Source organism: Enterobacter sp. E12 (assembly GCF_014596715.2).
In the GTDB taxonomy this organism is placed as follows: Bacteria; Pseudomonadota; Gammaproteobacteria; order Enterobacterales; family Enterobacteriaceae; genus Enterobacter; species Enterobacter bugandensis.
Map to the genome: position 1 here is coordinate 1,037,816 of NZ_CP115601.1, position 24,105 is coordinate 1,061,920.

At 57.7% G+C, this 24,105-nt stretch carries 22 protein-coding genes; 16 read left to right on the plus strand and 6 right to left on the minus strand.

All coding sequences use genetic code 11. The features are described 5' to 3' along the window. Positions 1-39 precede the first annotated feature (39 nt). The 4 genes from proY (at position 40) to IB212_RS04925 (ending at position 7,461) form a co-directional block, all read left to right on the plus strand. Entirely contained in the window at positions 40-1,413 is a 1,374-nt protein-coding gene (gene proY / locus IB212_RS04910) for a proline-specific permease ProY (protein ID WP_028012135.1), read from the plus strand. A 141-nt stretch (positions 1,414-1,554) separates the two neighbouring features. Further along, positions 1,555-3,372, plus strand: a complete 1,818-nt coding sequence (gene malZ, locus IB212_RS04915; protein WP_041911098.1) for a maltodextrin glucosidase — start codon at positions 1,555-1,557, stop codon at positions 3,370-3,372. 85 nt (positions 3,373-3,457) lie between these two features. Continuing rightward, positions 3,458-6,079 (plus strand): DUF2339 domain-containing protein, encoded by a 2,622-nt coding sequence (locus IB212_RS04920; RefSeq protein ID WP_041911097.1) that lies wholly within the window; start codon positions 3,458-3,460, stop codon positions 6,077-6,079. Next, positions 6,076-7,461, plus strand: coding sequence for a DUF3999 domain-containing protein (locus IB212_RS04925; protein ID WP_041911096.1), 1,386 nt, complete (start codon positions 6,076-6,078; stop codon positions 7,459-7,461). Before IB212_RS04920 ends, IB212_RS04925 begins: the two co-directional genes overlap by 4 nt. A 43-nt stretch (positions 7,462-7,504) precedes the next feature. Here the strand turns inward: IB212_RS04925 and IB212_RS04930 are convergent, their stop codons facing one another. Then, positions 7,505-8,107 carry a peroxiredoxin C gene (locus IB212_RS04930; protein WP_003859113.1) on the minus strand — a complete coding sequence of 201 codons (603 nt, stop codon included), beginning with the start codon at positions 8,105-8,107 and terminating at the stop codon, positions 7,505-7,507. A 127-nt stretch (positions 8,108-8,234) separates the two neighbouring features. Then, positions 8,235-8,816 carry an ACP phosphodiesterase gene (gene acpH, locus IB212_RS04935; RefSeq protein ID WP_041911095.1) on the minus strand — a complete coding sequence of 194 codons (582 nt, stop codon included), beginning with the start codon at positions 8,814-8,816 and terminating at the stop codon, positions 8,235-8,237. 92 nt (positions 8,817-8,908) lie between these two features. On the opposite strand from acpH, the gene queA reads away from it, so the two are divergent. The 7 genes from queA to IB212_RS04970 all read left to right on the plus strand — a co-directional run bounded on the left by queA (position 8,909) and on the right by IB212_RS04970 (position 15,575). Further along, on the plus strand, positions 8,909-9,979 hold the full coding sequence (gene queA / locus IB212_RS04940; protein ID WP_028012140.1) for a tRNA preQ1(34) S-adenosylmethionine ribosyltransferase-isomerase QueA: 1,071 nt from the start codon (positions 8,909-8,911) through the stop codon (positions 9,977-9,979). A 53-nt stretch (positions 9,980-10,032) separates the two neighbouring features. Continuing rightward, positions 10,033-11,160, plus strand: coding sequence for a tRNA guanosine(34) transglycosylase Tgt (tgt, locus tag IB212_RS04945; RefSeq protein ID WP_041911094.1), 1,128 nt, complete (start codon positions 10,033-10,035; stop codon positions 11,158-11,160). 22 nt (positions 11,161-11,182) lie between these two features. Then, positions 11,183-11,515: a preprotein translocase subunit YajC gene (gene yajC, locus IB212_RS04950; RefSeq protein ID WP_000007630.1), complete on the plus strand. Its 333-nt coding sequence runs from the start codon at positions 11,183-11,185 to the stop codon at positions 11,513-11,515. Positions 11,516-11,542: 27 nt separating this feature from the next. Continuing rightward, positions 11,543-13,390: a protein translocase subunit SecD gene (secD, locus tag IB212_RS04955; RefSeq protein WP_062935949.1), complete on the plus strand. Its 1,848-nt coding sequence runs from the start codon at positions 11,543-11,545 to the stop codon at positions 13,388-13,390. A gap of 10 nt (positions 13,391-13,400) precedes the next feature. Then, on the plus strand, positions 13,401-14,372 hold the full coding sequence (gene secF / locus IB212_RS04960) for a protein translocase subunit SecF (RefSeq protein ID WP_041911092.1): 972 nt from the start codon (positions 13,401-13,403) through the stop codon (positions 14,370-14,372). A 142-nt stretch (positions 14,373-14,514) separates the two neighbouring features. Further along, positions 14,515-14,880: a VOC family protein gene (locus IB212_RS04965; protein ID WP_041911091.1), complete on the plus strand. Its 366-nt coding sequence runs from the start codon at positions 14,515-14,517 to the stop codon at positions 14,878-14,880. Between the two features lie 14 nt (positions 14,881-14,894). Further along, positions 14,895-15,575 carry a YafY family protein gene (locus IB212_RS04970; RefSeq protein ID WP_041911090.1) on the plus strand — a complete coding sequence of 227 codons (681 nt, stop codon included), beginning with the start codon at positions 14,895-14,897 and terminating at the stop codon, positions 15,573-15,575. 118 nt (positions 15,576-15,693) lie between these two features. On the opposite strand, the gene IB212_RS04975 is transcribed toward IB212_RS04970, so the two are convergent. Together IB212_RS04975 and IB212_RS04980 are read right to left on the minus strand one after the other, a co-directional pair. Next, a complete protein-coding gene (locus IB212_RS04975; protein ID WP_028012146.1) occupies positions 15,694-16,578 on the minus strand; it encodes a nucleoside-specific channel-forming protein Tsx in 885 nt (294 codons plus the stop codon). Positions 16,579-16,848: 270 nt separating this feature from the next. Continuing rightward, complete coding sequence (locus IB212_RS04980; RefSeq protein WP_028012147.1) at positions 16,849-17,388, minus strand: DUF3251 domain-containing protein; 540 nt, start codon at positions 17,386-17,388, stop codon at positions 16,849-16,851. A 152-nt stretch (positions 17,389-17,540) separates the two neighbouring features. Between IB212_RS04980 and nrdR the strand changes: the two genes are divergently transcribed. The 5 genes from nrdR (at position 17,541) to thiL (ending at position 21,146) form a co-directional block, all read left to right on the plus strand. After that, positions 17,541-17,990, plus strand: a complete 450-nt coding sequence (gene nrdR / locus IB212_RS04985) for a transcriptional regulator NrdR (protein WP_008503337.1) — start codon at positions 17,541-17,543, stop codon at positions 17,988-17,990. 4 nt (positions 17,991-17,994) lie between these two features. Beyond that, complete coding sequence (gene ribD, locus IB212_RS04990; protein ID WP_041911089.1) at positions 17,995-19,098, plus strand: bifunctional diaminohydroxyphosphoribosylaminopyrimidine deaminase/5-amino-6-(5-phosphoribosylamino)uracil reductase RibD; 1,104 nt, start codon at positions 17,995-17,997, stop codon at positions 19,096-19,098. Positions 19,099-19,185: 87 nt separating this feature from the next. Continuing rightward, positions 19,186-19,656 carry a 6,7-dimethyl-8-ribityllumazine synthase gene (gene ribE, locus IB212_RS04995; protein ID WP_006176874.1) on the plus strand — a complete coding sequence of 157 codons (471 nt, stop codon included), beginning with the start codon at positions 19,186-19,188 and terminating at the stop codon, positions 19,654-19,656. 21 nt (positions 19,657-19,677) lie between these two features. Continuing rightward, the gene (gene nusB / locus IB212_RS05000) at positions 19,678-20,097 is read left to right on the plus strand and encodes a transcription antitermination factor NusB (protein WP_006809908.1); all 420 of its coding nucleotides are present in this window, start codon (positions 19,678-19,680) and stop codon (positions 20,095-20,097) included. Between the two features lie 77 nt (positions 20,098-20,174). Beyond that, entirely contained in the window at positions 20,175-21,146 is a 972-nt protein-coding gene (gene thiL / locus IB212_RS05005) for a thiamine-phosphate kinase (protein WP_041911088.1), read from the plus strand. 49 nt (positions 21,147-21,195) lie between these two features. Here thiL and IB212_RS05010 read toward each other — a convergent pair whose 3' ends face one another. Both IB212_RS05010 and dxs read right to left on the minus strand, forming a co-directional pair. Beyond that, complete coding sequence (locus tag IB212_RS05010) at positions 21,196-22,170, minus strand: aldo/keto reductase (RefSeq protein WP_041911087.1); 975 nt, start codon at positions 22,168-22,170, stop codon at positions 21,196-21,198. 62 nt (positions 22,171-22,232) lie between these two features. Next, positions 22,233-24,095, minus strand: a complete 1,863-nt coding sequence (gene dxs / locus IB212_RS05015) for a 1-deoxy-D-xylulose-5-phosphate synthase (protein ID WP_041911086.1) — start codon at positions 24,093-24,095, stop codon at positions 22,233-22,235. Positions 24,096-24,105 lie beyond the last annotated feature (10 nt).

Consider the following 24,105-nt stretch of genomic DNA (forward strand, 5'->3'; position numbering starts at 1 on the left):
TGGTTTTTTGTTTTTTTCGTGTTGAATGGCAAGATTTAAATGGAAAGCACTAACAAACTTAAACGTGGATTGAGCACGCGCCACATCCGCTTTATGGCGCTGGGCTCTGCTATCGGCACCGGTCTTTTTTATGGCTCGGCAGATGCCATCAAAATGGCCGGTCCAAGCGTGCTGCTGGCCTACATCATCGGCGGTGTGGCGGCGTATATCATCATGCGCGCGCTGGGTGAGATGTCGGTTCACAACCCGTCTGCCAGCTCCTTCTCCCGCTATGCGCAGGAAAACCTCGGCCCGCTGGCCGGGTTTATCACCGGCTGGACCTACTGCTTCGAAATTTTGATTGTGGCGATTGCCGACGTAACCGCATTCGGCATCTACATGGGCGTCTGGTTCCCGGCGGTGCCGCACTGGATCTGGGTGCTGAGCGTGGTGTTGCTCATTTGCGCCGTCAATCTGATGAGCGTGAAGGTGTTCGGCGAGCTGGAGTTCTGGTTCTCCTTCTTCAAGGTCGCGACCATCATCATCATGATTGTGGCGGGTTTCGGGATCATCATCTGGGGGATTGGCAACGGCGGCCAGCCGACCGGCATCCATAACCTCTGGAGCAACGGCGGCTTCTTCAGCAACGGCTGGCTCGGGATGGTGATGTCGCTACAGATGGTAATGTTCGCCTACGGCGGCATCGAGATTATCGGCATCACCGCCGGGGAAGCGAAAGATCCGGAGAAATCCATTCCGCGCGCCATCAACTCGGTGCCGATGCGTATTCTGGTGTTCTACGTGGGTACGCTGTTCGTGATTATGTCCATCTACCCGTGGAACCAGGTGGGCACTAACGGTAGCCCGTTTGTCCTGACCTTCCAGCATATGGGCATTGCCTTTGCTGCCAGCATTCTGAACTTTGTGGTGCTGACCGCGTCGCTTTCGGCCATCAACAGTGACGTCTTTGGCGTGGGCCGCATGCTGCACGGCATGGCGGAGCAGGGCAGCGCGCCGAAGGTGTTCGCCAAAACTTCACGCCGCGGCACGCCGTGGGTGACGGTGGTGGTGATGACCGTAGCGCTGCTGTTCTCGGTTTACCTGAACTACATCATGCCGGAGAACGTCTTCCTGGTGATTGCGTCCCTGGCGACCTTCGCGACCGTGTGGGTGTGGATCATGATCCTGCTGTCGCAGATTGCCTTCCGCCGCCGTCTGTCGCCGGATGAGGCGAAAGCGCTGAAGTTTAAGGTGCCGGGCGGGGTGGCGACGACCGTGGTCGGGCTGATCTTCCTGGTGTTTATCATTGGCCTGATTGGCTACCATCCGGATACCCGCATTTCCCTGTACGTGGGCTGTGCGTGGATCGTTCTGCTGCTGATCGGCTGGGTGTTTAAGTGCCGCCGTGACCGTCAATTGGCAGAAGCACAGTAATATTTTTATCCCCCCTCCCTCGCGGGAGAGGGGATTTTTGCCTCCTCCCCCGTCCTCCTCCCCCAATAAATCTCGTCATGGTGAGCTATCCTTAACCACCCTGTGGCAAGGTGACGTCAATTTCATCAGAGGGGATTCGTGATGTTAAACGCCTGGCACCTTCCGGTTGCCCCATTTGTTAAGCAAAACAAAGACAACCTTGTGATTACGCTCTGGCTGGCGGGTGAAAATCAGCCGGAACGCGTGACGCTCCGCGCCGAAATTGATAACGAAGAGACCGGGCTGAAAATGCACAAACTGCGCAGCCAGCCGCAGCCGGGGATTACGGCGTGGCGGGCGAATATCGATTTGCGCACCGGGCAGCCGCGCCGTCGCTATAGCTTTAAGCTTTTATGGAACAACCGCCAGCTGTGGTTTACCCCGCAGGGGTTTAGCCGTTTCCCACCGGCCCGGCTGGAGCAGTTCGCCGTCGATTACCCGGATAACGGCCCGAAGTGGGTTAACGATCAGGTCTTTTATCAGATTTTCCCGGACCGCTTTGCGCGCAGCAAAAAACGCACCGCCGGCCAGGACAAGGTCTATTACCATCATGCCGCGGGTCACGACATCATCCTGAAAAAATGGGATGAACCGGTGACGGCGCAGGCGGGCGGCTCGACGTTCTACGGCGGCGATCTCGACGGCATCAGCGAAAAGCTGCCGTACCTGAAAAAACTCGGCGTGACGGCGCTGTACCTCAACCCGGTGTTTAAAGCCCCGAGCGTACACAAATACGATACCGAAGATTATCGTCACGTTGACGCGCAGTTTGGCGGTGACGAGGCGCTGCTGCGCCTGCGTAAGAACACCCAAAAAGAAGGCATGCGCCTCATTCTGGACGGTGTGTTCAACCACAGCGGAGATTCGCACGCGTGGTTTGACCGTCATAACCAGTCGATGGGCGGGGCATGTCATAACCCGGATTCGCCACAGCGCGACTGGTACAGCTTTAGCGAGGAGGGCCGCGCGCTGGACTGGCTGGGCTACCCGAGCCTGCCGAAGCTGGATTTCCAGTCGCCGTCACTGGTGAACGAGATTTACGGCGGGGAAGACAGCATCGTGCGTCACTGGCTGAAGGCACCGTGGAATATGGACGGCTGGCGTCTGGATGTAGTGCATATGCTCGGTGAAGCGGGCGGGGCGCGAAATAACCTTCAGCACGTGGCCGGGATCGCGCGTTCGGCGAAAGCGGCCCAGCCGGAGGCGTTTGTCTTTGGCGAACACTTTGGCGACGCGCGCCAGTGGCTGCAAAACGATGCCGAAGATGCGGCGATGAACTATCGCGGCTTTACCTTCCCGCTGTGGGGATTCCTGGCTAACACCGATATCTCCTACGATCCGAACCATATCGACGCCGAAACCTGTGCCGCGTGGATGGATAACTATCGCGCTGGCCTGTCGCATCAGCAGCAGCTGCGGATGTTTAACCAGCTCGATAGCCACGACACCGCGCGCTTTAAATCCCTGCTCGGCAAGGATGTGGCGCGTCTGCCGCTGGCGGTCACCTGGCTCTTCACCTGGCCGGGCGTACCGTGCATTTACTACGGAGACGAAGTGGGGCTGGACGGCAACAACGATCCGTTCTGCCGCAAAACCTTCCCGTGGGCACCAGAGAAGCAGGACAAAGTGCTGTTCAGCCTGTATCAGCGGCTGGCGAAGCTGCGCAAACAGAGTCTCGCCCTGCGCTACGGCGGTTGTCAGGTGGTGTACGCCCACGATAACGTGGTGGTGTTTGCTCGCGTCTATAACCAGCAGCGCGTGCTGGTGGCGATCAACCGGGGCGAGGCCTGCGAAGTGGTGCTGGATGATTCGCCGCTGCTTAAGGTGGCGACGTGGACGAACAAAGAGGGTAAGGCGACGATACAGGATGGCGTGCTGGCGCTGCCTGCGGTATCCGCGACGGTCTGGCTCGGCAGCTAATGCGCTAAAGTTTCCCCTTTTAAGATGGCGCAAATGCAACGATTTGTGTCAATCTTAACAGATCGTTTACGGTGAAGGTGGAAACATGGACGAGCTTTACATCCTTGGCTGTTTATTCCTGGTTTTTGCGCTGCTGGTTGCGCCCGTGCTTGCGGTTATCGGGTTTAATCGAAGCACGGCGGCGCAGCAGGAGATCGCCCGGCTACGCCAGCGCATTGAGGTGCTTGAGCAGCGCGGTGCAGCTCAGGTAGCGCCGGAGACAGAACAGGTGCAAGCGGTCACTCCGGCTGTCGTGACCGCGCCGGTGGCTGAGGACGCGCCCGCGCCTGTCGATCCCTGGCGTCCCGACATTCCTACAGCCGAGGCAAAACCCGCTCCGGCCCCTGAGCCTGCGGCTAAACAGCCTTCTGCCTTTGGTGGCATAGTGACGTCGCTGACGCGCTGGTTTATGCAGGGTAATCCCCTGGCGAAGCTTGGCATTCTGCTGCTCTTCCTCGGCCTCTCTTTCCTGCTGCGCTATACCGTTGAACACTCCCTGTTCCCGCTTGAGCTGCGCCTGGTGGCGACGGCGCTGTTTGCCATCGTGCTGCTGGCGGTTGGGTGGCGGCTGCGGCACAAGCAGCCGATCTACGCGCTTATCTTACAGGGCGGGGCGACGGGCATTCTCTACCTGACGGTCTTCGGCGCCTTCCGGCTCTGGCAGATGCTGCCGATGACGCTGGCCTTTGCGCTACTGGTGGTGATTTGCGCCGCGAGCGTTGGGCTGGCCGTGCTGCAGAAAGCGCTGAGCCTTGCCATGCTGGCGAGCCTCGGCGGGTATCTTGCGCCGCTGCTGCTATCTACCGGGGGCGGCAGCTTTGTGGCGCTGTTTTCCTTCTATCTCCTGCTTTCCATCGGCATTCTCGCCATCAGCATCTGGCAGCACTGGCGCGAGCTCAACCTGCTCGGGCTGCTGTTTACCTTTGGCGTGGGCGGCCTGTGGGGGCTAAGTGAGTACCAGCCTGAAGACTATTGGATCTGCCAGCTGTTCCTGATTGCCAATACGCTGATATTCGGCGTGCTGAGCGTGGCGCTGTCGCTGCGGGCGCAGGAGAAAGGAAAGCAGATTATTGACGGCGTGCTGCTGTTTGCCCCGCCGCTGATAGGCTTTGGGATGCAGTACGGTATGACCCGGCACTGGGAATATGGTCCGGCCCTGAGCGCTTTGGGATACGGCGCATTTTATCTTGCCCTCGCTTTCCTTGCGCTGCGCCGCTATCCGTCCATCGGGCGACCGCTGGTGATGGCGGCGCTGGCGATCGGCGGCGGGTTTGCCACGCTTGCGATTCCGCTCGCGCTCTCCGCGCGGTGGACGGCGATGGCCTGGGCGCTGGAGGGGCTGGGCATCCTCTGGCTGGGCGTGCAGCAGCACCAGCGGCGCATGAGCTATAGCGGGACGGCGCTGCTGGTGCTGGCGCTCGGCAGCGCGCTGTGGGCGCAGATGAATGGCGTTGCGCCGCTGAGCCTGCTGCTTATCTTCGCCATCCTTAGCCTTTGCTGGCTGGCTGCGGCCTGGCTGTGGCGGAACCTCTTTCTGCCGGTTAGCTGGGCGCTGCTGGCAGGCGGGCTGCTGTTCTGGCTCGTGGCGCTATTTGGCGCGTCGCGGCTGGTGTTGAAGCAGGAACTGCCTGTTCTGGCGGGCGTGCTGGCGCTGACGGCGGCGTCGGCCTGGGGCTGGCGGCAGGCTGCCGCTCGTCTGGCGTGGCGGGAGCTGGATGCCAGCAAATGGCTGCTGTGGCCGCTGATGCTGGTGATGGTGGGCTATCAGCTCTCGCACCAGCAGATGTTTGCCGCCGGCTGGTCAAATCTGGCCTGGGGTATTGCGCTTCCCGCCGCGCTAATGCTGCTGCGGCGCGACGGCGCCCGTTTAGCGCCGCGCATCTCTATGGGGCTGCATCTGGCGCTGTTCTGGATGATATTACTGGCGTTGGCGGCGGAGCTTTACTGGTTTGCCCGGTCGCTGCCGTGGGGCATGGCGGCCTGGGGCAGCGGGCTGGCGATGGCCGCAGGCGGCGGGGTGATTATGGCGCTCTCTGCGGCGGTGCGCCGTCGCGGGTGGCCGTTCCGGGAGTGGCCCGCGCTCTACGCGTGCATAGCACCGATCCCCGTGCTCGCGGCGCTGCTGGTATTGCTGGTGGTAACCAATTTCCAGGACGGCGTGGTTTATCGTCAGACCTGGCTGCCGCTGGTGAACCCGCTTGAAGAAGGCGCGGCGTTTGCGCTGCTGGGGCTGGTGGTCTTTTACCGGGCGGTGGATCGCTACTACCCGACGCAGCTCTTGCAGGCCCGTCCGTGGCCTGCCGTCGCGATTATGGCGTTTGGCTTCTGGTGGCTTAACGGTGCGCTGATGCGCGCTCTGGCCTGGTACGGCGACGTGGCCTGGAATATGGCGTCGCTGTGGGATTCGCGGCTGATCCAGACCACGTTTGCCCTGTTCTGGATGCTGAGCGCGCTGATGATCATGGTCCACGCCACCCGTAGGGCTTCCCGTCAGGAGTGGCTTGGCGGTGCCGCGCTGCTGGGCGTGGTGATGGTTAAACTGATGCTGGTGGACAGCGCGGGTGGAGGCGGTCTGTCGCGTGCGGTGGCGTTTATCGGCGTGGCAATACTGGTGCTGATCGTGGGGTATTTCTCGCCGCTACCGCCCAAAACAGGAGATGAAAAATGAAATGGATGAAAGCGGTAGCTTGTACCGCTCTGCTGGCGCTTGCAGGCCCGGCGTTCTGCGACGAGGTACAAACGGAATCGCCCCGGGACTATGCCTTTGGCCGCTCGCTGGATACGTCTGTCCCTTCCCAGTGGTATCGGGTGACGCTGCCGCTCGCCGTCTATACGCAGAGCACGTCGCCGGATCTGCATGACGTTCGCGTCTTTAACCAGTCGGGCGAGCCGGTTCCTTTCAGCCTGGTCACCGCGACGCGCCCGCAGGTGGCAGCGCAATCCACGGCGCTGCGCCTCTTTCCTCTGGACGCCTCACCGCTTGCGCCTGCGCGTGGGGATGAGGGCAGCGATAAGATCCTGCTCCGTTCCGGAAACGGCGTAGAGATTGTGCTGGAGGGGCAAAAAGCCGCCGCAGCCGGGCAGCATTATCTGCTGACCCTGCCGGAAAAGGCGTCGGAGGAGGTGGAAATATCCCAACTGCAACTGCTCTGGAATACCCCTCAGGCGCCGTGGCAGGGAACGGCGTCGGTCTACTACAGCGAGGATCTTAAGCGCTGGTATACCCTGCGCGAGGATATGCCGCTGCTGGACGTGATGAGCGGGCAGGATCGTCTTAAGCTCGATCGGATCGATACCGATATCGTTTTGTCTCCCGATACGAACCGCTATCTCCTGGTTGTGCTGAATGCTCAGAGCCAGGGGGTGACCTTAACCGGCGTTAACGCGATTAGCGCTCCTGCGCGGGCGACGCCGGACGCGATAGCTCTTGAGGGGATAGGGGAGCAGCTATCGACAAGCGAAGCGCAGTGGCACTGGGCGCAGCCGCAGCCGCTGAGTGCTATCAGCATTTTACTGAATGGCGACGGCGTCCTTCCCGTGGAGATAGCGTGGCGGAGTACGGAAAAAGACACATGGCACCCCCTGAAAAAAGAGGTGCTTTACCGTCTGGAGGGCAAAACGTCTTCACCGGTTTCGCTTAGCGGAGGCCTGGTGCAGGCGGTGAAAATCACGACGCTGAATGCGCGCCTGCCGGAATACCTGCCAGGCGTCACCGGGCATCGTGACCGCTATGATCTGGTGTTCAACGCGCAGGGAAAAGCGCCATACGTGCTTGCCTGGGGTAATGGCGCTGCAAAGCCTGCCAGCGTGGAGCCTGACATGCTGATCCCCGCCGATCTGCGCAAAACCTATGATATGGAGCACCTGCCGCAGGCCGACATTCTGGATGATGTCGCGTTAGGCGGCGAGGGGCGTCTGACCGCTACCTCTGCGTCTGAGCGGGAGAGCCGGATGAACGCGCTGCTGGTGTGGGGCGTGCTAATTGCGGGCGTAATTCTGCTGGCGGGAATGGCCTGGCGCATCTGGCGAGAGACGCAGCGTAAGGCATAAAAAAAGGCCCGCATAAGCGGGCCTTCTTCGTAAACCGTGCCGATTACAGGCTGGATACGTTCTCAGACAGGTATTTAGCAACGCCGTCTGGGGACGCAGCCATACCTTCTTTACCTTTTTCCCACTGAGCCGGGCACACTTCGCCGTGCTCTTCGTGGAACTGCAGCGCGTCAACCATGCGCAGCATTTCGTCGATGTTACGACCCAGCGGCAGATCGTTCACAACCTGGTGACGAACGATGCCGTTTGCGTCGATCAGGAAGGAACCGCGCAGCGCAACGCCAGCGTCCGGATGTTCGATACCGTAAGCCTGCTGGATTTCGCGTTTGATGTCCGCAACCATTGCGTATTTCACCGCACCGATGCCGCCGTTTTCGACAGGGGTGTTACGCCATGCGTTGTGTACAAATTCAGAGTCAAAGGAGACGCCAACCACTTCCACGCCACGCTTCTGGAATTCTTCATAACGTTTGTCGAACGCGATCAGCTCAGACGGGCAAACGAAAGTGAAGTCCATTGGCCAGAAGAACAGAACGGTCGCTTTACCGTTGGTGTGCTGTTTGAAGTTGAAGTTTTCAACGATTTCACCGTTGCCCAGAACTGCTGCAGCTGTAAAATCCGGAGCCGGACGAGTTACCAGAACCATATGATTCTCCTGTAGATACTAAGGTTATTTGGAACGCAACGCGAGCCAGTATAGAGAGTGTTCGTGGATAAGACAAAGAGGTGGTGACAATCGTTCCGCCAGCTTTTACCTATCAATGATCGTGCTGTCAGAGCTGCTTGTTTTTCGCCTGCGCCATCATGCGCGGATAGAACTGCCAGAATTGGCTCTCCAGCGCATCGTAATGCTCATCCAGGTCGTACCAGGAGTCGCGCAGCGCATCCAGCCGCGGGCGACGGCTCGCCATGCCATTCAGGACATTCTGGATAAAGTCCATCTCGCGATAGCGCTCCAGCCAGCGTTCCGACCACAGGTAGTTATTCAGATTCACAAAGCGCGGCGGCGAATCGGGCAGAATGATCGACACCTGCTGGTGGGCATAGCGCACAAACGCCGGCAACGGCATCTCCGGCGAGAGCTGTTCCCAGTGGCGAGACAGGAAGTGGTCCCACATTACGTCGAGCGTGATCGGCGCAACGCGGCGCGTTTCAGGGCGAAACCACGCTTTCGCTTCCGTCACCTCGGGCAGATTATCAGTGATGACATCAATGCGGCGGTGCATAAAAATCCCGTCGACAACCTCGGGAGAATACGCTTCAGCGGGGTTGCCGCGCACGAAATCGGCCAGCAAATTGCCGGAAAGGGAGCTGTCAGCGAGGTGAGCGAGATGCAGGTGAGCGAGAAAATTCATGCGTTTTATTTGTCCAGTGGCGGCTAGTTGTTGCAGCAAAAGGGTGTGAGCACTAGACTATGCCGCCTGTTTTTAAGTCACGAGTATACGTCATGCGCGTCGCCGATTTCTCCTTTGAACTACCTGAATCCCTGATTGCTCACTATCCCATGCCTGAGCGCAGCAGCTGTCGCTTACTGTCACTGGATGGGCCAACGGGCGAGCTGACGCACGGAACCTTCACCGATTTGCTCGACAAGCTCAACCCTGGCGATCTGCTGGTCTTTAATAATACCCGCGTGATCCCGGCGCGCCTGTTTGGCCGTAAGGCCAGCGGCGGCAAGATTGAAGTGCTGGTCGAACGTATGCTCGATGATAAACGTATTCTGGCACATATTCGCGCTTCCAAAGCGCCGAAGCCCGGCGCGGAGCTGCTGCTGGGTGATGACGAAAGCATCAAGGCGACCATGACCGCGCGCCACGACGCGCTGTTCGAGGTGGCGTTCGACGACGAGCGCACGGTGCTCGACATCCTGAACGCTATCGGCCATATGCCGCTGCCGCCGTACATTGAGCGCCCGGACGAAGAGGCCGATCGCGAGCTGTACCAGACCGTCTACAGCCAGAAGCCTGGCGCGGTCGCGGCGCCAACCGCAGGTCTGCACTTTGATGAACCGCTGCTGGAAAAGCTGCGCGCGAAGGGCGTTGAGATGGCGTTTGTGACGCTGCACGTCGGCGCGGGCACCTTCCAGCCGGTGCGTGTGGACAGCATTGAAGACCATATCATGCACTCCGAGTATGCCGAAGTGCCGCAGGATGTGGTGGACGCGGTGCTGGCGGCGAAAGCGCGCGGTAGCCGCGTCGTGGCCGTCGGTACGACGTCCGTGCGTTCACTGGAAAGCGCCGCGCAGGCAGCTAAAAACGGTCTTATCGAGCCGTTCTTTGGCGATACGCAGATCTTTATCTACCCGGGCTACCAGTACAAGGTGATTGACGCGCTGGTGACCAACTTCCATCTGCCTGAATCGACGCTGATTATGCTGGTCTCTGCATTTGCGGGTTATCAGCATACGATGAATGCGTACAAGTCTGCGGTAGAACAAAAATATCGCTTTTTTAGCTACGGGGACGCGATGTTTATCACGTACAATCCGCTGGCTTTGAATGAGCGTGTCGGGGAATAAGTCCGCGGCACCGTATGACAACGTTGGACTGTTTTTCTGACGTCGGAGAAAAAATGAAATTTGAACTCGATACCACCGATGGCCGCGCGCGTCGCGGTCGCCTGGTGTTTGATCGCGGCGTGGTGGAAACCCCCGCGTTTATGCCTGTGGGCACGTACGGCACCGTAAAAGGGATGACGCCGGAAGAAGTTGAAGCCACGGGCGCACAGATTATCCTCGGTAATACCTTCCACCTGTGGCTGCGTCCGGGTCAGGAGATCATGAAGCTCCACGGCGATCTGCACGATTTTATGCAGTGGAAAGGTCCGATCCTGACCGACTCCGGTGGCTTCCAGGTCTTCAGCCTGGGCGATATCCGCAAGATCACCGAGCAGGGCGTACACTTCCGTAACCCGATCAACGGCGATCCGATTTTCCTCGATCCAGAAAAGTCGATGGAGATTCAGTACGATCTCGGCTCCGACATCGTGATGATCTTCGACGAATGTACGCCGTACCCGGCAGACTGGGACTACGCGAAACGCTCTATGGAGATGTCTCTGCGCTGGGCGAAGCGCAGCCGCGACCGTTTTGACTCCCTGCAGAACAAAAATGCGCTGTTCGGCATCATTCAGGGCAGCGTTTACGAAGATTTACGCGATATCTCTGTTAAAGGTCTGGCAGAGATAGGTTTTGATGGCTACGCTGTCGGCGGTTTGGCTGTGGGTGAGCCGAAGGAAGACATGCACCGCATTCTGGAGCACGTCTGCCCGCAAATCCCGGCGGATAAACCACGATACCTGATGGGTGTGGGTAAACCCGAAGATCTGGTGGAAGGCGTACGTCGCGGCATTGATATGTTCGACTGCGTGATGCCAACCCGCAACGCGCGTAACGGTCATCTGTTCGTTACCGATGGCGTGGTGAAAATCCGTAACGCGAAGCATAAGAGTGACACCAGCCCGCTCGATTCCGAGTGCGATTGCTATACCTGTCGCAATTATTCTCGCGCGTATCTGCATCATCTCGATCGTTGTAATGAGATTTTGGGCGCGCGTCTCAATACGATTCATAATCTTCGCTACTATCAGCGCTTAATGTCTGGTTTACGCAAGGCTATCGAAGAGGGTAAATTAGAGAGCTTCGTGACCGATTTTTACCAACGTCAGGGGCGGGATGTTCCGCCGTTGAACGTTGATTAATATTAATAATGAGGGAATTTGAATGAGCTTTTTTATTTCTGATGCGGTAGCGGCAACAGGTGCTCCGGCGCAGGGCAGCCCGATGTCTCTGATCCTGATGCTGGTTGTGTTCGGTCTGATCTTCTACTTCATGATCCTGCGCCCACAGCAGAAGCGTACCAAAGAGCACAAAAAGCTGATGGACTCCATCGCGAAAGGCGATGAAGTGCTGACCAACGGTGGTCTGGTCGGTCGCGTAACCAAAGTGGCTGAAAGCGGCTACATTGCTATCGCCCTGAACGACACCACTGAAGTGGTTATCAAACGTGACTTCGTAGCTGCCGTTCTGCCGAAAGGCACCATGAAGGCGCTGTAATCCCAACTTTTCCCAAAGGGAACTGCCGTGTTAAACCGTTATCCTTTGTGGAAGTACATCATGCTGGTCGTCGTGATTATCGTCGGCCTGCTGTACGCGCTTCCCAACCTGTATGGTGAGGATCCGGCCGTTCAAATCACTGGCGCGCGCGGTGTCGCCGCCAGTGAGCAAACGCTGATCCAGGTCCAGAAAACGTTACAAGAAGAAAAAATTACCGCTAAGTCTGTGGCTCTGGAAGAGGGTGCAATTCTTGCTCGCTTCGACACCACCGACACGCAGCTCCGCGCTCGCGAAGCGCTGATGGGCGTGCTGGGTGACAAATATGTCGTGGCGCTTAACCTTGCTCCTGCAACCCCTCGCTGGCTGGCTGCGCTGAACGCAGAGCCAATGAAGCTGGGTCTTGACCTGCGTGGCGGCGTTCACTTCCTGATGGAAGTGGATATGGATACCGCGCTCGGCAAGCTGCAGGAACAGAATATCGACAGCCTGCGCAGCGATCTGCGCGACAAAGGCATCCCATACACTACCGTGCGTAAAGAAGATAACTACGGCATGAGCATCACGTTCCGCGACAGCGCGGCGCGCGATCAGGCTGTAGATTACCTGACCCAACGTCACCGTGACCTGGTGATCTCCTCGCAGGGCAGCAACCAGCTGCGTGCGGTGATGACCGATGCGCGTCTGAAAGAAGCGCGTGAATATGCCGTTCAGCAGAACATCAACATTCTGCGTAACCGTGTAAACCAGCTGGGCGTGGCTGAGCCGCTGGTACAGCGCCAGGGTGCTGACCGTATCGTGGTTGAACTGCCGGGTATCCAGGATACCGCGCGTGCGAAAGAGATCCTCGGTGCGACCGCGACGCTGGAATTCCGTCTGGTGAACTCCAATGTCGATCAGTCTGCCGCGGCGTCTGGCCGTATTCCGGGTGACTCCGAAGTGAAACAGACCCGTGAAGGTCAGCCGGTTGTGCTGTACAAGCGCGTGATCCTGACCGGTGACCACATCACCGACTCCACTTCAAGCCAGGATGAGTACAACCAGCCGCAGGTTAACATCTCGCTGGATAGCGCGGGTGGTAACATCATGTCTAACTTCACCAAGGACAACATCGGCAAACCGATGGCGACCCTGTTCGTGGAGTACAAAGACAGCGGTAAGAAAGATGCAAATGGTCGTGCGGTGCTGGTGAAAGAGGAAGAGGTGATTAACATCGCCAACATCCAGTCTCGTCTGGGTAACAGCTTCCGTATTACCGGTATTAACAACCCGAACGAAGCGCGTCAGCTCTCGCTGCTGCTGCGTGCCGGTGCGCTGATTGCGCCAATTCAGATTGTTGAAGAACGTACCATTGGTCCAACTCTGGGTATGCAAAACATCCAGCAGGGTCTGGAAGCGTGTCTGGCCGGTCTGGCGGTCTCTATCCTCTTCATGATCTTCTTCTATAAGAAGTTCGGTCTGATTGCGACCTCCGCGCTGATCGCAAACCTGGTGCTGATCATCGGCATTATGTCCCTGCTGCCGGGGGCGACGCTGACCATGCCGGGGATTGCGGGTATCGTTCTGACCCTTGCGGTGGCGGTCGACGCCAACGTACTGATTAACGAACGTATCAAAGAAGAATTGAGCAACGGTCGCTCTGTCCAGCAGGCGATTGACGAAGGTTATAAAGGCGCGTTCAGCTCTATCTTCGATGCGAACGTAACAACACTGATTAAGGTTCTTATCCTGTATGCAGTGGGTACTGGCGCGATCAAAGGCTTTGCGATTACCACCGGTATCGGTGTCGCAACGTCAATGTTTACCGCTATTGTCGGCACCCGTGCCATCGTGAACCTGCTGTACGGCGGCAAGCGCGTCAAAAAGCTGTCTATCTGAGGAGTGCGTTGTGGCACAGGAATATACTGTTGAACAATTGAACCATGGCCGTAAAGTCTGGGACTTTATGCGCTGGGACTACTGGGCTTTCGGCATTTCAGGTTTACTGCTGATTCTGTCCATCATCATTATGGGCGTGAAAGGCTTTAACTGGGGTCTCGATTTCACCGGTGGTACGGTCATCGAGATCTCCCTGGAAAAACCGGTCGATATGGACCAGATGCGCGAATCGCTGCAGAAAGCGGGCTTTGAAGAGCCGCTGCTGCAGAACTTCGGCAGCAGCCGCGACATCATGGTGCGTATGCCGCCGGTGCACGATGCCAACGGCAGCCAGGAGCTGGGCAGCAAGGTCGTACAGGTCATTAACGAGACCACCAGCCAGAGCGCGGCGGTCAAGCGTATTGAGTTCGTCGGCCCGAGCGTGGGTGCGGACCTGGCGCAAACCGGCGCCATGGCGCTGCTGGTGGCGCTGATCTCCATCCTGGTGTACGTCGGTTTCCGCTTCGAGTGGCGACTGGCGGCCGGTGTGGTTATCGCCCTGGCGCACGACGTGGTGATCACCATGGGCATACTGTCTCTGTTCCACATTGAGATTGACCTGACCATCGTGGCATCCCTGATGTCAGTAATCGGTTACTCACTGAACGACAGTATCGTGGTATCTGACCGTATCCGTGAAAACTTCCGTAAGATCCGTCGCGGCACGCCGTACGAAATCTTTAACGTGTCGTTGACCCAGACGCTGCATCGTACCTTGATCACCTCCGGTACTACCCTGATGGTGATCCTGATGCTGTTCCTCTTCGGTGGCCCGGTGCTGGAAGGCTTCTCGCTGACCATGCTGATCGGTGTCTCCATCGGTACGGCGTCGTCTATCTACGTGGCGTCCGCCCTGGCACTGAAACTTGGCATGAAGCGCGAGCACCTGCTCCAGCAGAAGGTCGAGAAAGAAGGGGCGGATCAGCCGTCCATTCTGCCGTAAGGCGACGTTTAGCGCGTTATCTGAATCCCGGTCTGTTGGCCGGGATTTTTTTTATCTGCTCCTGACAAACACTCCTGACAGTATGCTGTCAGGAGCCCTGCCGTAGACTCCTTCTGAACCCAAACAACAGGCAGGAGGATGTATGAAAAGCGTAATTAACTGGTTTGAAATTCCGGTTTCGGATATGGATCGCGCCATCAAATTTTATGAGCCGGTGATGCAGCTCACGCTGCGTCGCGAGAAAATGGACATTGCCGAGCTGGCGGTTTTCCCGCATGAGGATCCCGCCACCGGAGGAGCGCTGGCAAAATTTGACGGCGTTACGCCCTCTTTGCAGGGCGCTATTATTTACCTGCATACTGACAATCTGGCGGCCACGCTCGATCGCATTGCCTCTGCGGGCGGCGAGTGCGTGTTTGGGCCGCTGGAACTGCCGCATGGTATCGGCACTATCGCACTGTTTACCGACAGCGAGGGTAACCGCGTCGGCCTTCATCAACCTGCCTGAGAGCGAATGACGTTATGACCCGACGCGCTGACCGTTTGTTTCAGATTGTGCAGATCCTGCGGGGCAGGCGTCTGACAACGGCAGCGCATCTGGCGGACCGGCTTGGCGTGTCCGAGCGCACGGTCTACCGCGATATCCGCGACCTGTCGCTTTCCGGCGTGCCGGTGGAAGGCGAGGCGGGAAGCGGATATCGGCTGATGTCGGGTTTTGACCTGCCGCCGCTGATGCTGACAAATAAGGAATCCGAAGCGCTGATGGTCGCGATTCGCCTGCTCAAAACCTGGGGAGGTGAATCGCTGTCGCGCGAGCTGGAGTCGGCCCAGGAGAAGGTGCTGGCTATTCTGCCCGAGGAGAGCCGCAGAAAGGCGGAGCAGACGCGGATCTACGCCCCGGATTTTTGCATGCAAAGCCACTCCCGCAGCGATTTTGACATGATTCACCAGGCGATTTCCGCTCAGCGCGTATTGGCGCTGCATTATCGTGATGAAGCCGGGCAGCTCTCAAAACGTGAGGTGCAACCGCTGGGGTTGTTCTTCTGGGGGGAGCGCTGGCTGCTGGCGGCATGGTGTGAACGGCGCGATGACTACCGCTGTTTCCGGCTCGACCGATGTCTCAATGTTGTAATGACGGAGAGGCGGTTCAGTGAGAGTGCGGACAGGTCTTTGGCGGATTTTTTGCGCAAGGTGAAGCAGTAAAAAGCCGGGTGGCGAGGTAAAAGCAAAACGGCAACGACGTTGCCGTTTTTTGTGTTTGCGCCCTCTCCCGTGGGAGAGGGAAGGGGTGAGGGCACCAGCCCGCACAATCCCGCACTGATTAGAAGTTGTAACCCACGACCAGGTAACCACCCCAGCCGGTAGAGCGGACGCTGAAGTCGCCGTTACCGAAGTTCAGGCTCGCATCGTCGTTCCACTGGCCACCGTTGTGCCAGTAACGCGCAACAACAGAGTAGTGCCAGTGATCGTAGTTCAGCGCCAGGATGTGGCTGGAGGCGATGGAATCGTTGGTACGCGCTTTCTTGCCGTTCAGGTCACGGAAATCGTCGTCGCCCAGGTCTGAGCCCCAGTCAAAGTTAGTGAAACCGATGTAGCTCAGATTACCGCCCCACAGCTGGGTAATTGGCACGAAGTATTTCACTTTGAAACGGTAGCCGTCCCACTCGTTTTCATTCGCTGCGCCGTAGTTCTGCCACTGGTATTTTGCATACACGTTCAGGGACAGGCTCATCGGCAGGCCGGTGTCAATGTCAGTACCCAGACCCATATACCAGGTGCTCTGACGACCGGACTTATTGCGGCCCATGTCGTAGATGTAGTTGTTCGCGAAGTACCACTCTTTGAACGGACCAAACGCCAGGCTGGTACCGGTCAGTTTGTCGATGGAGAAGCGCGGTTCAATCTCCATGAACAGTGGGGAACCGTGGTTCCAGATACCTTTCGCATCGGTGTTACCACCGAAGAACACAGGCGCATCCATATAGCCGTAGAAATCAAACCAGTCTTTCTTGGCGAACGCTTCATATTCCAGGTAGGTATCGTTGCGGATCTGCGGTCCGAAACGGGTGTGGTAGCTGCCTACCACGTTAACGCTCTGGTGCCACCAGTCGGAGAGGTATTGTGGTTTCTCGTTTTCCGCTGCGTTAACAGTGAAAGAGGAGGACAGTGCCAGAACTGCACCGGCTGCGAGTAATGTTTTTTTCATAATCATGCCACTGATTGAAATTCCCTTCCGGGAGTGAAAAATGCGCGAATTGCGTTTCTAAATATTTCGTGTTTCTGCGGTGCCTATTATAGGAATCCCTGCTCACAAAAATATGTGTTGTTTCACATATCTCTCACACGCGTAATCGATTGCGTTCACGTTTGCGTACTTTAAACGGCCGGGATTGTAGCGGCAATCATTTCTGTTGCCAATCCATACGAAATGTAAATGTTAGCGGAGTGACATTTCACTCCGCTCAAAAGGAAGGGATTACTGCGCGGCAGGTTGGATGTCGTGAATGCGGATAAAGCCTAACTGCTCAGGCGTAAGTCCGCTTAGCTGAAGTGGAATATCCACATCGCTGGGCGCTAACACGCTGGCCGGAGCGGTGAACAGCTGGTTCTTCACGTTTACCTCCTGGTAGCTCTCCGTGGTGCCCTGGATCTGGCCCCACTCTACGGTGCCGCTGAAGGCGGGCAGCGGATCGTTGGACTCACCGTGAATACGTAATGTTGCGCGCGTACCATCCGCATTCGCCGCCACATTCACCAGAGACATCTTCAGCGTGCCAATCTGGCTGTTAAGCAGGGCAGGCGTATTCGCTCCTGGCAGCAGATATACCCCGCTGGTGGATTTAGCGTTCAGCGCGTTTTGCTGGGTGATCTTCACCGTTTCTTTGTTCAGTTTGTCCATCGCCGTGTTGAGCGTATTCACGCTTTGTTTCATCTGGCGGACTTCGGTTTGCTGTGCACAGGCACTAAGGGTGAAGAGGCTCCCCACCAGTAAAATTTTCAGGTAACGTCTTGTCATAGCGTTTATTCCTTGAAATGACGGATCCCCATAATGGTAGCCAGCAACGTATCGCCGGACATAGATCCTTTGTCTCAAAAAAGCTCCTCCTTTGTTGTCAGGCCAGATCAGGGTAAAATGAAAATCAGTTAACCAGATAACAGGGATACCGTATGCATTGCCCATTCTGCTCCGCTGTGGATACCAAAGTCATCGACTCTCGCCTTGTGGGCGAAGGGTCTTCTGTGCGCCGTCGTCGGCAGTGTCTGGTGTGCAACGAGCGTTTCACGACCTTTGAGGTTGCAGAGCTGGTAATGCCGCGCGTGGTAAAAAGTAACGACGTGCGCGAGCCGTTTAACGAAGAGAAACTGCGCAGTGGAATGCTGAAGGCCCTCGAAAAACGGCCCGTCAGCGCGGATGATGTCGAAATGGCGTTAAACCACATTAAATCTTACCTGCGTGGCCTGGGCGAGCGTGAAGTGCCGAGCAAAATGATCGGCAACCTGGTGATGGAGCAGCTGAAAAAGCTCGATAAGGTCGCCTATATCCGCTTCGCCTCTGTCTACCGCAGTTTCGAAGATATCAAAGAGTTTGGCGAAGAGATCGCCCGCTTACAGGATTAAGCCCATGCAGGATGAGAAGTACATGGCGCGAGCCATGAAGCTGGCGCAGCGCGGTCGTTTTACCACCCATCCTAACCCCAACGTCGGGTGCGTTATCGTGAAAGATGGCGAGATCGTGGGGGAAGGGTTTCACTATCGCGCAGGCGAGCCGCATGCTGAAGTGCATGCCCTGCGTATGGCGGGGGAGAAAGCGCGAGGCGCGACGGCCTACGTGACGCTGGAGCCATGCAGCCACCACGGGCGCACGCCGCCGTGCTGTGAAGCGCTGATTGCGGCAGGGGTTTCGCGCGTGGTCGCCGCTATGCAGGATCCTAACCCGCAGGTGGCGGGCCGTGGCCTGTATCGTCTGCAGCAGGAAGGGATCGACGTCAGCCACGGCCTGATGATGAAAGATGCGGAAGCCATCAACAAAGGCTTCCTGAAGCGCATGCGCACCGGCTTCCCGTTTATTCAGCTCAAGCTGGGCGCCTCGCTGGACGGGCGTACGGCAATGGCGAACGGTGAAAGCCAGTGGATCACCTCGCCGCAGGCAAGGCGCGATGTGCAACGTCTGCGTGCGCAAAGCCATGCTATCCTCACCAGCAGTGAAACCGTTCTGGCTGACGATCCGGCCATGACCGTGCGCTGGGATGAGCTGAATGCCGATACCCAGGCGCTTTATCCGCAGGAGAACCTGCGCCAGCCGCTGCGTATTATTATTGATAGCCAGAACCGCGTGACCCCGGCGCACCGCATCGTGCAGCAGCCGGGTGAAACCTGGATTGCGCGCACCAAAGAAGATACGCGCGAATGGCCGGAAGGCGTGCGCAGCATTATGGTGCCGGAGCATAACGGACATCTGGATCTCGTGGTGCTGATGATGTTGCTCGGCAAGCAGCAGGTGAACAGTATCTGGGTCGAAGCCGGTCCGACGCTCGCGGGCGCGCTGCTACAGGCGGGGCTGGTGGATGAACTGCTCGTCTACGTTGCGCCTAAACTTTTAGGTCATGACGCGCGCGGCCTGTTTGTGCTGCCTGGCCTTGAAAAACTGGCCGACGCACCGCAACTCACATTCAGCGAGATTCGTTCGGTGGGTCCGGATGTCTGCCTCCATTTAACGACAGCGTAATTGCTCCCGAAATAGGGAAGCAGTGCGCAAAGTATTATGATAAAATCCGCCCCCCTGCGGGGCCAAATGAACCCGTAAAGGAAGAGTATGAACATTATTGAAGCTGCTGTAGCTACCCCGGACGCTCGCGTCGCCATCACCATTGCGCGTTTCAACAACTTCATCAACGATAGCCTGCTGGAAGGTGCGATTGACGCACTGAAACGTATCGGCCAGGTTAAAGATGACAACATTACCGTTGTTTGGGTTCCAGGCGCTTATGAACTGCCACTGGCGGCGGGCGCGCTGGCGAAAACCGGTAAATACGACGCGGTGATTGCGCTGGGTACCGTTATTCGTGGCGGCACTGCGCACTTCGAATACGTTGCGGGCGGTGCAAGCAACGGTCTGGCACACGTTGCGCAGGATGCTGAAATTCCTGTCGCGTTCGGCGTGCTGACCACCGAAAGTATTGAACAAGCCATCGAACGTGCTGGCACCAAAGCCGGTAACAAAGGTGCAGAAGCTGCACTGACCGCGCTTGAAATGATCAATGTATTGAAAGCCATTAAGGCCTGATTTTTTTGTAAGGGGAATTCCGTGAAACCTGCTGCTCGTCGCCGCGCCCGTGAATGTGCCGTCCAGGCACTTTACTCCTGGCAGTTGTCCCAGAACGACATCGCTGATGTTGAATACCAGTTCCTGTCAGAACAGGACGTGAAAGACGTTGACGTTCTGTACTTCCGTGAACTGCTGTCGGGAGTGGCGACTAATAGCGCGTATCTCGATGGCCTGATGAAGCCATACCTGTCCCGTCTGCTCGAAGAGCTGGGCCAGGTTGAAAAAGCAGTGTTGCGTATCGCGCTGTTTGAGTTGTCTAAACGTGATGATGTGCCGTACAAAGTGGCCATCAACGAAGCGATCGAACTGGCGAAAACCTTCGGTGCTGAAGACAGCCACAAGTTCGTTAACGGCGTACTTGATAAAGCCGCACCTGCGATCCGTCCCCACAAAAAGTGATCCGCAAACCGGAGTTCTGCATTGCCTGACGGGCAGTGCGGCTCCGGTTTTTTCTTTTATTTGCTGAGGCATAACGTATGGCATGCGGCGAATTCTCCCTGATTGCCCGTTATTTCGACCGTGTCAGAACCTCTCGTCTTGATGTTGAAACCGGCATTGGCGATGACTGTGCACTTCTCAATATTCCTGAAAAGCAGACGCTGGCAATCAGCACCGACACCTTAGTGTGCGGACGTCATTTCTTACCTGATATCGATCCTGCCGATCTGGCGTATAAAGCGCTGGCGGTCAACGTCAGCGATCTGGCGGCAATGGGTGCCGACCCGGCCTGGCTGACGCTGGCCCTGACGCTGCCGGAGGTGGATGAAGCCTGGCTTGAAGCGTTCAGCGATGCGCTGTTTGAACAGCTGAACTACTACGATATGCAGCTGATTGGCGGCGATACGACTGCCGGGCCGCTGTCGATGACGCTGGCGATCCACGGCTATGTGCCGCTCGGTCGCGCGCTGAAGCGCTCGGGCGCTAAACCGGGCGACTGGATCTACGTGACCGGTACGCCGGGAGACAGCGCGGCAGGGCTGGCGATCCTTCAGGATCGCTTAAACGTGAAGGACGCTGACGATGCGGCGTATCTGGTGAAGCGCCATCTGCGCCCGACACCGCGTATTCTGCACGGTCAGGCGCTGCGCGAGCGGGCCAGTTCGGCTATCGATCTCTCTGACGGTCTCATCTCGGACCTCGGCCATATCCTGAAGGCCAGCGGGGTGGGCGCGCGCGTTGACCTGGATCTGTTCCCGCTGTCGGAGCAACTGCTTCGCCATGTGGAGCCTGAGCAGGCGCTGCGCTGGGCGCTCTCCGGTGGGGAAGACTACGAGCTGTGCTTCACGGTGCCAGAGCTGAACCGTGGAACGCTGGACGTAGCATTGGCCCATCTTGGCGCAAAGTTTACCTGCATCGGTCAGATCATGCCGGAGAGTGAAGGGCTGAAGTTTGTGAAAGACGGTGCGCCCGTTACGCTGGACTGGAAAGGGTACGATCACTTCGGGTAAGTTTGTGCGCTCAGTATTGCCGGGTAAGCGTACGCCACCCGGCAAGTGTTTACTTAAACCCCACCACCGGATGCTGCTGATACGGCGTCTCCAGCTCGGCAACCTGCTCCGGCGTCAGCGATAAATCCACCGCGCTTAACAACTCGTCCAGCTGTTCTTCCCGCGATGTACCAATAATCGGTGCGGCGACACCCCGCTTGCCCAGTAGCCACGCCAGCGCCACCTGCGCGCGCGTTGCGCCGATATCGTCGGCGATCCCGGCTAAACGTTCGGCAATCAGCGCATCGCTGGCTTCGGTACCGGAATAAAGATTTTTACCCACTTCATCCGATACCAGCCGCGCCGTGGTTTCTCCCCACGGACGGGTTAAGCGTCCGCGCGCCAGCGGGCTCCACGGGATCACCGCCACGCCTTCCTGGTAGCAGAGCGGCAGCATCTCGCGTTCTTCTTCCCGGTAAATCAGGTTGTAGTGATCCTGCATGGTGACAAAGCGTGCCCAGCCGTGCTGCGCCTGGAGATCGAGCGCCTGAGCAAACTGCGACGCGTGCATTGACGACGCGCCGATATAGCGCGCTTTACCCGCTTTCACGACATCGTTCAGCGCTTCAAGAGTTTCTTCAATTGGCGTGTTGTAATCCCAGCGGTGAATTTGCAGCAGGTCGACGTAATCCATGTTCAGGCGTCTGAGACTGTCATCAATGGAGCGCAGGATCTGCGCGCGCGAGAGGCCTTCAGCCAGATCGCCTGACGGGTAATACACCTTGGTGGCGACCACAATCTCATCCCGACGTGCAAAATCACGCAGAGCGCGGCCCACAATCTCTTCGCTGTTGCCGTCAGAGTAGCTGTTGGCGGTATCGAAGAAGTTGATGCCGCCGTCTATGGCGCGCTTGATGATAGGGCGGCTGCTCTCTTCCGGCAGCGTCCAGGCGTGATTTCCCCGGTCAGGCTCGCCAAAGGTCATGCAGCCCAGGCAAAGCCGGGACACCCTGAGGTCCGTTTTTCCTAATGTCGTGTATTGCATGGTTCCGCTCCTGCTGTTTAAACAATACGTTTAAGCATAGCAGGAGCAGAAAAGGGGAGGGATCAGGCCAGCCAGCTGCGGATTCTGGCTTCGATACCGGCGGCGTCCAGGCCGATGTCGGCACGCGCCTCGTCCTGAGTGCCTTGCGGGATGAAGTGGTCCGGCAGGCCGAGGTTCAGCACCGGAACCAATTTACGGTTCGCCATCAGTACCTCGTTAACGCCGCTGCCCGCACCGCCCATGATGGCGTTCTCTTCCAGCGTGACCAGCACGTCGTGGCTTTCTGCCATGCTCAGAATCAGAGATTCATCGAGCGGCTTCACAAAGCGCATATCCACCAGCGTCGCGTTCAGGGTTTCAGCGACTTTTGCCGCTTCCGGCATCAGCGTACCAAAGTTCAGGATCGCCACTTTTTCGCCGCGACGTTTCACCAGACCTTTACCGATGTCCAGCTTTTCCAGCGGCTGAAGTTCAACGCCAAGGGCATTGCCGCGCGGATAACGTACCGCGCAGGGGCCGTCCTGATAGTGGTAGCCGGTATACAGCATCTGACGACACTCGTTTTCGTCGCTTGGCGTCATGATGACCATGTCCGGGATGCAGCGCAGGAAGGAGAGATCAAACGCCCCCTGGTGCGTCTGGCCGTCGGCCCCCACGATGCCCGCGCGATCGATAGCAAACAGCACCGGCAGCTTCTGGATGGCAACGTCATGGATCACCTGGTCGTAGGCGCGCTGCAGGAAGGTGGAGTAAATCGCCACCACCGGCTTGTAGCCGCCAATCGCCAGCCCCGCCGCGAAGGTGACCGCGTGCTGCTCGGCAATGGCGACGTCGAAATACTGGTCCGGGTATTTTTTGGAGAACTCGACCATGCCGGAGCCTTCACGCATGGCAGGCGTGACCGCCATCAGCTTGTTATCTTTTGCCGCCGTCTCGCACAGCCAGTCGCCAAAGATTTTTGAGTAGCTTGGCATTCCGCCGCTGCTTTTCGGCAGGCAGCCGCTGGTATGGTCGAACTTTGGCACTGCGTGGAAGGTGATCGGATCTTTCTCTGCCGGTTCGTAGCCACGCCCTTTTTTGGTCATGATGTGCAGGAACTGCGGGCCTTTCAGGTCGCGCATGTTTTTAAGCGTGGTCACCAGACCCAGCACATCGTGCCCGTCCACCGGGCCGATATAGTTAAAGCCCAGCTCTTCGAACAGCGTGCCCGGCACGACCATGCCTTTGATGTGTTCTTCGGTACGCTTGAGCAGCTCTTTGATCGGCGGCACGCCGGAGAAAACTTTTTTCCCGCCTTCCCGCAGCGACGAGTAAAGCTTGCCGGAAAGCAGCTGCGCCAGATGGTTGTTCAGCGCGCCGACGTTCTCGGAGATCGACATTTCGTTATCGTTGAGGATAACCAGCATGTCCGGCTTGATATCGCCCGCGTGGTTCATGGCTTCAAAAGCCATCCCGGCGGTGATCGCCCCGTCGCCAATGACGCAGACGGTGCGGCGCTGCTTGTTCTCTTTCTCGGCGGCAACGGCAATACCGATGCCCGCAGAAATGGAGGTAGAGGAGTGGCCGACGCTCAGCACGTCATACTCGCTCTCACCGCGCCACGGGAACGGGTGCAGGCCGCCCTTCTGACGAATGGTGCCAATTTTATCGCGACGTCCGGTCAGAATTTTGTGCGGATAAGCCTGGTGGCCCACGTCCCAGATAAGCTGATCGAACGGCGTGTTATAGACGTAATGCAACGCCACGGTCAGCTCAACCGTGCCAAGCCCGGAGGCGAAGTGGCCGCTGGAGCGGCTAACGCTGTCGAGCAGGTAACGACGCAGCTCGTCACACAGCTTCGGCAGACTCTCTTTCGGCAACAGACGTAACTCCTGGGTGGAGTCAACTAACGCCAGTGTCGGGTATTTGGCAATATCAAAACTCATCAAAGGCTCA

What these genes read in the sequence shown, in the direction of transcription:
- malZ (WP_041911098.1), top strand. Translation starts at nt 1,555, where the DNA reads ATGTTAAACGCCTGGCACCTTCCGGTTGCCCCATTTGTTAAGCAAAAC.
- IB212_RS04920 (WP_041911097.1), top strand. Translation starts at nt 3,458, where the DNA reads ATGGACGAGCTTTACATCCTTGGCTGTTTATTCCTGGTTTTTGCGCTG.
- tgt (WP_041911094.1), top strand. Translation starts at nt 10,033, where the DNA reads ATGAAATTTGAACTCGATACCACCGATGGCCGCGCGCGTCGCGGTCGC.
- IB212_RS05010 (WP_041911087.1), bottom strand. Translation starts at nt 22,170, where the DNA reads ATGCAATACACGACATTAGGAAAAACGGACCTCAGGGTGTCCCGGCTT.
- proY (WP_028012135.1), top strand. Translation starts at nt 40, where the DNA reads ATGGAAAGCACTAACAAACTTAAACGTGGATTGAGCACGCGCCACATC.
- IB212_RS04980 (WP_028012147.1), bottom strand. Translation starts at nt 17,388, where the DNA reads ATGACAAGACGTTACCTGAAAATTTTACTGGTGGGGAGCCTCTTCACC.
- ribD (WP_041911089.1), top strand. Translation starts at nt 17,995, where the DNA reads ATGCAGGATGAGAAGTACATGGCGCGAGCCATGAAGCTGGCGCAGCGC.
- IB212_RS04925 (WP_041911096.1), top strand. Translation starts at nt 6,076, where the DNA reads ATGAAATGGATGAAAGCGGTAGCTTGTACCGCTCTGCTGGCGCTTGCA.
- yajC (WP_000007630.1), top strand. Translation starts at nt 11,183, where the DNA reads ATGAGCTTTTTTATTTCTGATGCGGTAGCGGCAACAGGTGCTCCGGCG.
- acpH (WP_041911095.1), bottom strand. Translation starts at nt 8,816, where the DNA reads ATGAATTTTCTCGCTCACCTGCATCTCGCTCACCTCGCTGACAGCTCC.
- IB212_RS04975 (WP_028012146.1), bottom strand. Translation starts at nt 16,578, where the DNA reads ATGAAAAAAACATTACTCGCAGCCGGTGCAGTTCTGGCACTGTCCTCC.
- IB212_RS04970 (WP_041911090.1), top strand. Translation starts at nt 14,895, where the DNA reads ATGACCCGACGCGCTGACCGTTTGTTTCAGATTGTGCAGATCCTGCGG.
- dxs (WP_041911086.1), bottom strand. Translation starts at nt 24,095, where the DNA reads ATGAGTTTTGATATTGCCAAATACCCGACACTGGCGTTAGTTGACTCC.
- queA (WP_028012140.1), top strand. Translation starts at nt 8,909, where the DNA reads ATGCGCGTCGCCGATTTCTCCTTTGAACTACCTGAATCCCTGATTGCT.
- thiL (WP_041911088.1), top strand. Translation starts at nt 20,175, where the DNA reads ATGGCATGCGGCGAATTCTCCCTGATTGCCCGTTATTTCGACCGTGTC.
- IB212_RS04930 (WP_003859113.1), bottom strand. Translation starts at nt 8,107, where the DNA reads ATGGTTCTGGTAACTCGTCCGGCTCCGGATTTTACAGCTGCAGCAGTT.
- IB212_RS04965 (WP_041911091.1), top strand. Translation starts at nt 14,515, where the DNA reads ATGAAAAGCGTAATTAACTGGTTTGAAATTCCGGTTTCGGATATGGAT.
- ribE (WP_006176874.1), top strand. Translation starts at nt 19,186, where the DNA reads ATGAACATTATTGAAGCTGCTGTAGCTACCCCGGACGCTCGCGTCGCC.
- nrdR (WP_008503337.1), top strand. Translation starts at nt 17,541, where the DNA reads ATGCATTGCCCATTCTGCTCCGCTGTGGATACCAAAGTCATCGACTCT.